Origin of the sequence: Bernardetia aquimarina (assembly GCF_042180575.1) — a bacterium.
Classification (GTDB): Bacteria; Bacteroidota; Bacteroidia; order Cytophagales; family Bernardetiaceae; genus Bernardetia.
Genome location: NZ_CP170094.1, coordinates 5,192,972 through 5,206,173 on the forward strand (window position 1 = coordinate 5,192,972; position 13,202 = coordinate 5,206,173).

Here is a 13,202-nt window from a genome sequence, read left to right on the forward strand (position 1 = left end):
AGTTTATTAAAATGCTCCAAAATAGCTGAAAAAATCTATCCAACCTAATAACTGTGTATAAATAATAGAAAAACCTATTAGTGCCATAATTAACCATTTATACCAATATCGTTTAGAAAAAAATAAAGAAATAAAAATAAGCAAAAAATTAATTCCTGTTACTATAATCAGCACTTCCATAATTCCCATAGTACTACTCCATCCAGGAATAACAGAAGTTGAAAAATTTTTACCAGAAATTAGAAACCAAATACTTGCTATGAAACATAAATTGGCAAATAAAACCCATTCCCAACTATATACTTTTTTGGTTTTGGAGCTAGAATCTGAATGTGTGTTCATTTTATAAAATTATTGTAGAGAATTTTTTAAACTATCAAAATTAGAAATTGAGTATAGAGCAGTATTAATTCCATATAAAACTAAACCTATTAATCCCATTAAGAGCCATTTTTTCCAGTAAGTTGTTGAGAAAAATAATGATACAAACAATAAGACAAGATTACAAATCAACATCAAAAAAGAAAGACGGTTAGTAAAAAAACTAATTTTCATTAAGAATGGTAAATTAGGAAGTAATGGCGAAGAAAAAAAGGAATAAGTCTTATAAATACTCATCAAAACAAGCATTCCATTAGCAGCCAAAACTACAAACCAAGAGTTTTTCCAAAAGATTGTTTCTTTTATTTGTTCTTCTCTGTCTAGTATTTTATCCATAATTATAAAGTCATTTATCTGTATTACAAAATTTTACTTATATCCAATATAAAAATGATACTTATAACAGCTATAAATAATATCACTCCAAAGCATGCCATAACTAGCCATTTTTTCCAGTAGTTTTTAAAAAAGATTAGAGAAATAAAAACACATAATGTATTTACAATAATTAGTAAAAAGCACAAATTTCTAAGCACATTTATAACTATACTCACAATTGGAATTGAAAAAGAAGCAACTTGTAAAAATAATAAATACCCAATAATTAGAAAGCCAATTATCAAAACTCCATTCGTAATCAAAACAGGTTTCCAACTACCTTTTTCTTCTGGTTTGTCTTCAAAATCTAAAACATTTTCCATAATTATTTCTAAATTATATGACTTATTAATTTGTTAGATAAAGATAATGATTCCAAACAAACCTATTCCTAATAACACAATTACCAAACATTTTTTCCATTGTTTATCAGAATAGAGAAGTAAAACTAAGGTTGCTATTATATTAATAAAAATTATACAAATAGAGGCAATCAGCAGACTAATAAAAACTCCTGAAGGAAATATAAATTCAGAAGTAAAAGTATATTCATCTGAAATAAAATGTAAAATAACTAGAGTTGCTACTATAAAAAACAAAACACCATTCGTAATCAAAACAGGTTTCCAACTACCTTTTTCTTTTGGTTTGTCTTCAAAATCTAAAACGTTTTCCATAAATTTTTTAAAGGCTGAAAATTGAATAAATAGGTAATAAAGCAATTTTTCAAATTATTCTACCGTTGTAGTATAAAATTGCGAAATATTTTGTATCTTATATAAATCAAAAGCGATATAATATTTTAGCATAAAGGATTTAAAAAGTCAGAAATATAATTTTGTTTATAAAAAAATAGAATAAATGAAGAAGCTGTTGGAATCTGAATGAAATAATTTTTTTATTAGACCTATGTTTATCGAATTTGTATAATTTCAATGCTCAATTAGTGAAAAATAATTGATATATTGCTTATTCAAATTAAAAAGCTAGAAATGATATTTGAAAAATGGTACTCTAGTACTGTATTTTCAAATGACCTATATTCAGTCAAAGAAATTATAGAAAAAATATATTAAATAGCAGTTTGCATTTGTTCTTAACAATTCTTTAATTTAGAAGAAATTAGAGATAGTTTGTTCAATCAGTTGTAATCTTATCAGAATAAATAATTACAACAAAGAAATATTATGCAGAGAAAAGTAAATAAGAAAGAGTTAATTTCATTTTAAATTAATTGACTTAGCTTCTTAATACTACAAAAATACTATCCAAAACACGCATCAACTCACACAAATACACTAAAAATCTATGTCTGTGGCTACGTCGCTTCCAAAAATCTTATTTGAGGGAGTAAATTCAATCATTTATTACCGAGATACTAGCGAGTGGAATACACCTGTTATTATTAAGGTTATTAAAAATGATTTTCCGACTCCTACGCAGCTTATTCAGTTTAATAATGAGTATGAATTTACGAAAGACCTCAAAATAGAGGGAATCAGAAAGGCATACAAAAAAGATAAACTAGAAGGTAAGCCTGCGCTTGTATTGGAGTATTTTTCTGGAGTTACATTCAAAAAGAGTTTTTTTGAAAACTCTTGGACGTATAAAGATTTTCTGAAAGTAGCTATAAATATTGCTGAGGCACTCGGACAAGTACATCAAAATCAGATAATTCATAAAGATATTAATAGTAATAATGTGTTGGTTGATTTGGCAACTCATCGCATCAAAATTATTGATTTTGGTATTTCTTCACGTATAGATACTCGTGTGCAAGACCTCCGAAGTCCAGATGCTTTGGAAGGAACATTAGCCTACATTTCGCCCGAACAGACAGGTAGAATGAATCGTGCTGTTGATTATCGTTCAGATTTGTATTCATTGGGAGTTGCTTTTTATGAAATTCTAACAAACAAACTGCCGTTTACTGCTGCTGATTCTATTGAATTAGTACATTGTCATTTGGCTCAAAAGCCACAACCTCCTCATCAAGTAAATCCGACTGTCCCTCGTGTTCTTTCCGAAATTGTAATGAAACTTTTGGAAAAAAATGCAGAAGACCGTTATCAATCTGCTTTCGGACTTAAAGCTGATTTAGAGCTTGCCTTGAAAGGTTTTATTGCCAACGGAAATGGAAAAATTGATTATTTTAATTTAGGACAAGAAGATTATTCAGATCGTTTTTCTATTCCTCAAAAACTTTATGGTAGAGAAGATGAAGTAAAATTATTACTCAATTCTTTTGATAGAGTTTCGAATGGTGCTACTGAGCTTATTTTGGTAGAAGGGTATTCTGGAGTTGGTAAAACGTCATTAGTGAATGAAACTCATCGTTCGATTACAGAAAAAAGAGGATATTTCATAAAGGGAAAGTTTGACCAGTATCAAAAAAATGTTCCTTATTCTGCTATTATTCAAGCTCTAAATGAGTTTATAGAATATTTACTTACTGAAAATAAAGATTCCTTAGCAGAATGGAAGCGAAAAATAAATAAAGTATTAGGCGAAAATGGACAAATTTTATTAGACGTTTTGCCAAACTTAGAAATGATTATTGGAGAGCAAGAGCCTGTCCAAGAGCTTCCTCCTAATGAAGCAAAAAATCGTTTTAATTATGTTTTTAAATCTTTTATTCGTGTAATTAGTCAGAAAAAACACCCTATTGTTCTTTTTATTGATGATATGCAATGGGCAGATGGAGCTTCTCTGAATCTTCTTAAAGTTTTGATGACTGATAGCGAAAATCGTTATTTACTTGTCATTGGGGCATACCGTGATAATGAAGTTACATCAGCACACCCTCTGATGATAATGGTAAAGAGCTTGCAGGAACAAAATGCACCTGTTAGTTCGATAGTATTAGATAATTTGGGCTATGAAGATATTGAAAAACTAATTACAGAATCTCTAAAAGCTCAAATCCTTCAAGTAAAGCAGCTTTCCTATCTTATTTATCGAAAAACTCATGGTAATGCTTTCTTTGCAACACAGTTTTTGGAGTCTTTACATGAGGAAGGATTATTACATTTTGATTTAGAAACAAAGCAATGGCAATGGGATATTGTCAAGATTGAGGAGAAGAAAACAACAGATAATGTAGTCGAATTAATGACTAGCAAAATCGAAAAACTTCCACTAGAAACACAAGAAATATTAAAATTTGCTTCTTGTGTCGGAGATAAGTTTGATTTGCAGATGCTTCGTAGTGTGAGTGGTTTTTCTCTAAAAGATATTTTTGATAGAATTTGGGTGGCAATAGAGGAAGGAATGATACTTCCTTTAGATGATAATTACAAACATATTGCAATTCTTAGTGAAGACCCTGCACTTGAGCAGCGAGTAAATGCCCGTTTTAAGTTCTTACATGATAGAGTTCAACAAGCTGTTTATTCTGTTATTCCTGATAGTAGTCGTTTTGAGATGCACTATAAGGTAGGTAAAATTATAAAAGATAATACACCAGACGGACAGTTAGAAAGTAAAATATTTGATATTGTTAATCAACTCAATGTTGGAGTTGCGCTTTTAGAAGACCAACAAGAGCGTTATGAACTGGCTCGTTTGAACCTAATTGCAGGAAGAAGAGCCAAAGCATCGGCTGCCTATGAGCCTGCGTATGATTATTTTTATGCTGGAGTTGCTCTTTTAGATGTTGTGGGTTGGACAGATGAGTATATCCTTGCTTTGCGTTTGCATAATGAAGCTGCTGAGGCTGCTTATTTAAGTGGCAACGGAAATGGAATGGAACAATTTGTAAATGGTGTGCTTACCAATGCAAAAAGTTTTTTAGATCAAGTACCTGTTTATGATACCAAAATTCAGTTTCTTATTTCTAAAGGAAAAATGCAAGAAGCGATTAAACTCGCTATCACGACGCTCAAAAAGCTAAAAGTAGGTTTTCCAAGAAAGGTAACTAAAATTCATTTATTACGTGAAATACTACGTATTAAAGGACTCATGACAGGGAAAAAAGTATTTGATTTGGCTAATCTTCCTCCAATGGAAAATAAGAAGAAATTAGCTGCCATGAAAATTTTATCAGGCATTAGTTTGGCTGCTTATGTAAGTGGTTCGCCATTGTATCCTATGATTATTTTCAGACAAGTACAGTTATCTATTAAATATGGAAATGCACTTGTTTCGACCTATGCTTATTCTTCGTATGGAATTATTTTATGTGGTGTAATTGGAAATTTGAATGCAGGTTATCGTTTTGGAGAATTAGCCATCAAACTTTTAGACCAACATGACTCTGAACGTTTTAAGGCAAGAACCTATATGGTTACTAATGTCATGATTCGTCATTGGAAAGAGCCTTTGGAAAATTCTCTAAAACCTTTAGTAAAATCATATAGAAAAGGAATTGATACAGGATTTTTTGAGTATGCAGCATTTTCTATTTTTATGTATATCTATTACCGTTTTGCAACAGGTAAGGAACTCAATGAAGTAGAAAAAGAAGCTAATATGTATATTAGTGCAACTTATGATTTAAAGCAAATCAATCCATATCACAATATCAAATTACTTCGTCAGACGTTTCTAAATTATTTAGGAAAATCTGAAAATCCTGCTGTTTTGGAAGGAGAAGAATATCCATTAGAACTTCAAAAAGAAATTATAGAAGGAGGAAATACAGCTTCTATATGTTTACATTTCTTTATGAAGGCTTCTTTGAGCTATAATTTTGGAGAAATAGAAAAAGCATATAGTTATATTATCCTTTGTGAGAAATATTTGAAAGGAATTACTGCAACAGCAGGAGTATCTGTTTATCACTTATATGATTCGCTTATTCATATTGCTATTTATCCAAGTTCTTCGCTTTGGGACAGACAGCGTATTTTAAGACGTATCGCAAAAAACCAAGCTAAACTCTACAAATTTGCTAAATTTTCTCCCTCAACAAATCAACATAAATATTATTTGGTAGAGGCAGAATTGGCACGAGCAAAAAATGATTATATAGAAACTGAAAAGAATTTTAGATTAGCTTTAGAAGCAGTTGAGAAAACGAATTTTATTCAAGAAGAAGCTCTCATCAAAGAACGTTTTGGATTTTATTGGTTGCAGAGAAAACAAGAAGATATTGCCATGATGTTTTTGCGTAAAGCCTATTACGATTATCGTATTTGGGGAGCAAAAGGAAAGTTAGAACACATGCACAAGGTATATTCTCACTATGTCAAGCAAGATGCTGTTAGTGATATAGGGCAGACTACTACGTCATCTTCTCACACCATGCACACACATAATACTTTAGAAGGTGCTACAACTACAATGATGACTACAAGTAAAATGTCGTCTAGTGGATCGAAAAGTGGTGCAAGTTTTCTAGATTTCGAAACGCTCATTAAATCTACACAAACACTTTCACAAGAAGTGAATTTTGAAGAATTAATGCCCAAAATGATGCGTGTAGTAATGGAAAATGCAGGAGCAGAAAAAGCATTTTTGATTCAAAATCACGATGGAGAATTATTTGTAGAAGCAAAAGGAGATTTGACACAAACACAGTCGACACAATTTTTACATCAAGCTGTTGAAGATGATAGTGATTTAGTTCCTAGAACACTAATTAATTATGTAGTCAGAACACAGCAACCTCTCGTTTTGGATAATGCGTCTGAAGACGAAAAATATGCAAATGATTCTTACATGAAACAATATAAGCCCAAATCGGTACTTTGTTTTCCTGTAATGCGTAAAAATGAATTATTATGTCTGTTTTATTTAGAAAATAATCTAACAACAGGAGCATTTACGCCTGATAGATTGCAGACTTTACAGATGCTTTCTTCACAAGTGAGTATTTCTTTAGAAAATGCTCAACTCTATCAAAACTTAGAAGAAAAAGTAGAAGAACGAACACTAGAACTGAATGAAAAAAATAAGCGTATTACCGATTCAATTCGCTATGCTCAAACAATTCAAGATGCAATCCTGCCAGCTCAAAAAACATTAAGAGAATTATTTACAGAGCATTTTGTAATTTATCGTCCTAAAGATATTGTCTCAGGAGATTTTTATTGGGTAACTCATGTAGAAAACTATACTTTTGCTGCTGCTGTTGATTGTACAGGGCATGGAGTTCCAGGAGCATTCATGTCGATGGTAGGAAATACACTTTTGACAGATATTGTAGGTGTCAAACGAGTTTTTGACCCAGCAACAATTTTAGAAATGCTACATGAAGGAGTTCGTGCAGCTCTTCATCAAAAAGATTCTGATAATACAGATGGAATGGATGTAGCTCTTTGTAGAATAGAAAGACAAGAAAATTGGATAGAAGTTACTTATGCAGGAGCAAAACGCCCTCTTTATTATACTTCAAATGGAGAAATAGAAAAGTTAAAAGGAGATAATTTGAGTATTGGAGGAGTCGTCAAGAAAAAAGAGTATGTCTTTACAAATCAGAAAGCTGTTTTGTTAGCCGAAGATGTAATTTATCTTACTTCTGATGGACTTATAGACCAAGCAAATCCAGATAAGAAAAAATTTGGTTCTACAAAATTTGAATCTCTTCTCAAACAGTTTCATGAAAGACCATTCAAAGAGCAAAAAGAAATATTATCTAATCAATTAGACCAACATCAACTTGATGCCGAACAAAGAGATGATATTACAGTTCTGGCTATAAGGTTATAATCAAAATAACTAAAAATAATTTATTATAGTAAAACTATTGAATCAAAAGAATCAATAGTTTTATTTTTGTAACGTAACTTTTTTGAGGTTCTGTTGTTGCTTTTAATATACTCCTCCGTAATTAGATTTCGAAACTTTCTCCTATCAGTACACCTTCAAGGTGTCAGATAGTTCGTTTTATTAACTGTACTGACACTTATTAAAGTGTCCGACAGGTTTTTTTTGAAAACCAAAAGCGTATCAGTGTATCATAACTAAAAATACAAGTTAAAAATACAAATTTTAATAAAAATACAAGTTTCAATAGATAATTTCTCTTTCTCATTCATATATTTTTAGTATTTTTATTCTTTATTCGAATCTAACTCTATCAAAATAATATATGCTCGAACTTGCAGGGCTTCTCGTGCTTGGTTTTTTTGCTCAATGGTTATCATGGCGTATCAAAGTACCAGCTATCCTTCCTCTTATCATTATCGGACTTTTAGTAGGTCCTGTTTCTACACTTTTTACAGGCGATGAAGGCTATTTAGTTTCAAAAGGACCTAAACTTATCGACGGAGATTCTATTTTTCAAGGGAAAGTTCTTTTTGATGTAGTTTCTTTGGCTGTTGGTCTGATTCTTTTTGAAGGAGGATTGACTTTAAAATTATCAGAAGTAAAAGTATTAGGAAAAGCTGTCCGTAATATAATTGTTATTGGTTCTGTCGTTACGATGGCAGGAGGAACGGTGGCAGCCATGCTCATTATGGATTTTTCTATTCAGACATCATTACTTTTTGGTTCACTTATTATTGTAACAGGACCTACTGTGATTGGACCTATTCTTAGGAATGTGAAACCTAATTTTAATATAACAACCATTTTAAAATGGGAAGGGATTTTGATTGACCCTGTTGGTGCTTTAATAGCGATTCTTACCTACGAATTTATTATTTCTGGCACAGAAGGAGCGCAAATTGGTTGGATTGCTCTTCAAACATTTGCCATTACTATTGCTGTAGGAATTGCAATAGGTGGAGTATCAGCTTGGATAGGTAACTTTTTGATTAGTAGAGAATTAGTGCCTAAATATCTTCAAAATATTGTAATGTTAGGTTTAGTAATTGCTTCTTTTGCATTGTCTAATGCTATTAAACACGAATCAGGACTACTTGCCGTTACGATTATGGGAATGGCTTTAGTAAATATGAAAACTTCAAACTTGAAAGAAATTATTTCCTTTAATGAAGATTTAGTTATTATTCTAATCTCATTTTTGTTTGTACTGCTTTCTTCAAGAATTGATGTTGTAGATATAGAGTTAGTCTTGACAGCAAATAGCTTTATTTTATTTGCTGTGGTTGTTTTTGTTTTACGTCCATTATCTGTGTTTTTAAGTACGTGGGGAACAAATCTAACACTAAATGAAAAAATATTTTTATCTTATATATGTCCTCGTGGAATTGTTACGGCTGCTGTGGCTTCCATTTTTTCTATTTCTTTATTTCAAAGTAAAGATTACATTATAGATTTAGATGAAGCTGCAATGCTTTTACCTTTGGTATTTTTAGTGATTGTCGGAACAGTTGTTTTGCAAGGACTTACTGCCAAACCTTTTGCCAAACTTTTAGGAGTTACACGCAAAGAACCAAATGGAGTAGCCTTTTTAAGTGCTGACGAATCGGCTCGTTTTATTGCCAAAATTCTTCAAAAATATAATGTTCCTGTTTTGCTTGCAGATACCTCAAAAGCAAATACAAGAGAGGCGAGTATGCAACAAATTCCGATTTATGAAGGAAGTATTCTAAACGAAGAAGCGTGGGAAGAATTAGATTTTGCTCAATATGGTCAGCTTTGGGCAATGACACCCAATGCTGAAATAAATGCTTTAGCCTGCCGAATTTTGGGCGAAGAACTTGTGAAAGATAAAGTGTTTCGTTTCATTTCGAATCGTGAACAAGAAACTCTCAATCAAGAAGACTATCCAAAAAATATACTTTTTGAAGGAAAAGCTGATTTTATTGCTTTCTCACATTTTATTCGTAAAAACCCAGAAATAAAAGAGAAAAAAGTAAATAACCGTGAAGAAGTATTAAAAATATTAAATGCTGAAGAAAATGAAGGAAAGGTAATTCCTTTATTTGTTATCAATAATAAAAACTTTATAGAACCTGCTTTAGCTGTTACACCATTAGAAGTCGGAAAGGAGAATAAATTTGTCTATTTACAGATTGTTTAATTTCTGATAAATTTGGATATTTTGTATAGGTTAAATGACAAAATTTATAAATCTTGTTAAAAAAATGGAAGGAACGTATAAATTATGGAACAAATACAAGAATTATATAAAAAATTAGAAGCTGTTCGAAATATAACTCCCCCAAACGCAGTAGAAGTGGTTAGATTGGCTGCTTCTCTTAGCGAAGAGTTATTTGTAAAAGGAAGACTAAAAGAATCCTTTGAAATGGGGCAGGTAATTGCTCAAAACATAGAAAAAATAAATGATGATAAAGAAAACTACCAAATAAAGGGAGTAGGATATTCAAATATTGGTTTTATTCAAAGTTCTAATGGAAATAATATAGAAGCAATAAACCATTTGAATAAGGCAAAGTATTATTTAGAAGCTATACAAAGTCAATATTTAGCTGAATTATATATGCGTTTGGGTAGTGTATATTGGGGGTTAGGAAATTATGATGATGGCTTGAAACTTACTAGAGAAGGTTTTTTGATGGCTGAAAAACTACAACTAAGCCGAACTATTGGTTTTAGTTCCTACCTTTTGGGAGGTTTTTTTATTGATTTGAAAGATTACGAACAGGCTCAGTTCTATTATCAAAGAGCTTATTCTGTTTTTGAAGAAATGAAAGAAAAAAATGGACAAGGAAGAGCCATAAACGGACTTGCTAATGTTTATTACCTCAAAAAAGAATATGATTTAGCTTTAGAAAATGGGTATAAAGCCTTAGAAATACACATTTCAGATAGTCATAAAACAAGTATTTCAAGAGATTATAATGATTTAGGAAAAATTTATGCTGCCAAAAAAGAATATGAAAAAGCATTTGCATATTATGGAAAAGCATTACAAATAAGGCTAGAGGGTAATTTTTATATGGCTGCTGTTACGACGCTTTCTGAAATTGGAAGTTTGCATCTAGAACTAAGTAATACAAAGGAAGCAATCACTTTTTTTAAAAAAGCAATTCAAGAAGCTGAAAAACTAGAGGCAAAAGCAAAACTATTTCGAATTCATTTATTGATTAGTCATGCTTATAAAGAAATCAAAAACTACGAAAAAGCATTTTTCCATTTAGAAAAATACAATGAAATAAAAGAGCTTGCTTTAGGTGATGAGAATTCGGTTCGTATCAAAAACCTAGAAACACAGTTTGAAGCCGAGAAAGCACAGCAAGAATCAGAAATTTATCGTTTGAGAAATGTAGAGTTAAAAGAAGCATACGACCTTATTGAAGAAAAAAATAAAGATATTACAGCAAGTATAAATTATGCACAACGCATTCAGAATGCTTTTTCCAGTAGAGAAGAATTTAAAGAATTATTCCCAGAATCGTCTATTTTATATATGCCTCGTGATATTGTGAGTGGGGATTTTATGTGGACGACAAAAATTGAGAATAAAAAAATAGTAGTTGTTGCAGATTGCACAGGACATGGTGTTCCAGGGGCGATTATGACTGTTTTGGGAAGAACATTATTAAAGACGATTGTAGAAGAACGCAAAATAATAGAACCATCTCAAATTTTACATGCCTTAGATAAAAGTGTCAGAGAATCATTACATCAAGAAACTTCAAATACGAATGATGGAATGGATGCAACCATTTTAGTAATTGATAATGAAACCAAAAAATTAGAATTTTCGGGTGCAAAATTGCCTTTAGTTTTTGTCAGAAATGGAAAAGCAGAGCGTATAAAAGGTTCTTCTTCTGCTATTGGAGGCAAAACACATAGAAAAGAAAAACAATTTCAAACCCATCATTTAGATTTTCAAGAAAAAGACCGTTTCTTTTTATTCTCAGATGGCTACCAAGACCAATTTGGAGGAGAAAATAACCGTAAGTTTATGTCAAGAAATTTAATTTCTCATATAGAGGAGAGTTCAAAGCTATGTTGTGCCGAACAATATGACTTTTTAAAAAATAATTTCTTAAATTGGAAAGGCGAAAACAAACAAACTGATGATGTAATTTTGGTAACGATAGAATTATAATTCATCATATAGGGTTTTCTTAAAAAAAATACCGTTGTTGGTGTTTTAGCGATAGCGACACCAACAACTACAAAACCCTGATTCATCATATAAGTGTACACTTTAGTGTGCGAAAAAATATTGAAGACTTCAGTCTTCCTCAAACAAAGAACAAAGAAATTACAAAACCCTATTCAAAATGTGGTCAATCATAAAAAATACTTTTCTTACTAATCGTTTCTTTTATGCAATTACAGCCTGTATTTGCCTTTTTATTACAGCTTTTTGGTTTCCTCCTTTGATGTGGGTTGCCAAAATTGCGTTAGGTGCGTTGGCTGTCTTGACTACTGCTGAGGGAATTATGCTTTTTCATCCTAAAATGAAACTTCAAGTAGAGCGACTTTTGAATCCTAAATTGTCTTTAGGTGATGCAAATCCTGTTCGTTTGGTAGTAAAAAGTGAATATCCTTTGCCTGTGGAGGTAGATATTTTTGATGAATTACCTTTTCAACTTCAAGTGAGAGATTTCGGAATTACGACAAAGCTAGAACAAGAAAAACCAGAAGAAATTTTGTATCATGTAAAACCAACAGAAAGAGGTGTTTTTAATTTTGGGGATGTAAATCTTATTGCCAAAACTCAAATTGGACTTTTGCAGCGTAAAATAAAACTTCCTGCTAGTTATGATACGGCTGTTTATCCATCGGTTATGCAGATGAAAAAGTATGAACTGATGATGTTTTCAAATCTGAGTATGCAAAATGGAGTTCGCAAACTTCGTAGAATTGGACATAGTTATGAGTTTGACCAAGTAAAAAATTATGTTCGTGGTGATGATTTTAGAAGTATCAACTGGAAAGCGACAAGCCGTAGAAACGAAATTATGGTAAATCAGTATGAAGACGAACGCTCACAACCTGTTTATTTGATTTTAGATAAAAGTCGTGTGATGAAAATGCCTTTTGAAGAAATGACTTTGCTAGATTATGCCATTAATTCTACCTTAGTGATGTCAAATATTATTCTTCAAAAAGGAGATAGAGTAGGACTGATTAGTTTTTCGAATACGTTGGATTCAAGGATAAAAGCCGAGCAGCGTTCGGGACAGTTAGGTAAAATAATGGAATCACTTTACAGACAAAAAACAGAATTTTTAGAAGCTGATTATGATTTGATGTACGATGGCGTTCGTCGTCTGACAAATGGTAGAAGTTTATTGATTTTCTTTACCAATTTTGAGAGTATGAGCGCACTAAAACGCAATTTGCCTACACTTCGTCGTCTGAATAAGTTGCATCTTTTGGTTGTTGTCTTTTTCCAAAATACCGAACTTACCGATTATTCAAACCTTCCTACAACTGATTTAGAAGACATTTATAGTCAAACCTTAGCACAAAAATTCTTAGTAGAAAAGCGTAGAATGGTAGAAGAACTCAAAAAATACGGTATTCAGTCTGTGCTTACTCGTCCAGAAGATTTATCTGTCAATACAGTTAATAAATATATGGAATTGAAGGCTAGAGGGATGATTTAGGATTATAAAAAGAGGTTTTAAGTAGCAGAAAACCTAATTCTTGCTTGTTTCAACTTATGT

8 protein-coding genes are annotated in these 13,202 nt (G+C 31.5%); 4 read left to right on the forward strand and 4 right to left on the reverse strand.

Translation table 11 applies throughout. The features are described from left to right. Positions 1-6 precede the first annotated feature (6 nt). The 4 genes from ACE193_RS22480 to ACE193_RS22495 are packed head-to-tail and all read right to left on the reverse strand — an operon-like array spanning position 7 to position 1,436. Entirely contained in the window at positions 7-342 is a 336-nt protein-coding gene (locus tag ACE193_RS22480) for a hypothetical protein (protein ID WP_375560428.1), read from the reverse strand. A gap of 9 nt (positions 343-351) precedes the next feature. Next, positions 352-717: a hypothetical protein gene (locus ACE193_RS22485; RefSeq protein WP_375560429.1), complete on the reverse strand. Its 366-nt coding sequence runs from the start codon at positions 715-717 to the stop codon at positions 352-354. 23 nt (positions 718-740) lie between these two features. Beyond that, positions 741-1,082 (reverse strand): hypothetical protein, encoded by a 342-nt coding sequence (locus tag ACE193_RS22490; protein ID WP_375560430.1) that lies wholly within the window; start codon positions 1,080-1,082, stop codon positions 741-743. Between the two features lie 33 nt (positions 1,083-1,115). Next, the gene (locus ACE193_RS22495) at positions 1,116-1,436 is read right to left on the reverse strand and encodes a hypothetical protein (protein ID WP_375560431.1); all 321 of its coding nucleotides are present in this window, start codon (positions 1,434-1,436) and stop codon (positions 1,116-1,118) included. A gap of 631 nt (positions 1,437-2,067) precedes the next feature. Here ACE193_RS22495 and ACE193_RS22500 point away from each other — a divergent pair. From ACE193_RS22500 to ACE193_RS22515, 4 genes are all read left to right on the forward strand, one after another. Then, positions 2,068-7,410 carry an AAA family ATPase gene (locus tag ACE193_RS22500; RefSeq protein ID WP_375560432.1) on the forward strand — a complete coding sequence of 1,781 codons (5,343 nt, stop codon included), beginning with the start codon at positions 2,068-2,070 and terminating at the stop codon, positions 7,408-7,410. A gap of 382 nt (positions 7,411-7,792) precedes the next feature. After that, a complete protein-coding gene (locus ACE193_RS22505) occupies positions 7,793-9,631 on the forward strand; it encodes a cation:proton antiporter (RefSeq protein WP_375560433.1) in 1,839 nt (612 codons plus the stop codon). An 84-nt stretch (positions 9,632-9,715) separates the two neighbouring features. Further along, the gene (locus ACE193_RS22510; protein WP_375560434.1) at positions 9,716-11,629 is read left to right on the forward strand and encodes a tetratricopeptide repeat protein; all 1,914 of its coding nucleotides are present in this window, start codon (positions 9,716-9,718) and stop codon (positions 11,627-11,629) included. A 178-nt stretch (positions 11,630-11,807) separates the two neighbouring features. Then, positions 11,808-13,142 carry a DUF58 domain-containing protein gene (locus tag ACE193_RS22515; RefSeq protein ID WP_375560435.1) on the forward strand — a complete coding sequence of 445 codons (1,335 nt, stop codon included), beginning with the start codon at positions 11,808-11,810 and terminating at the stop codon, positions 13,140-13,142. The last annotated feature ends 60 nt before the right edge of the window (positions 13,143-13,202 follow it).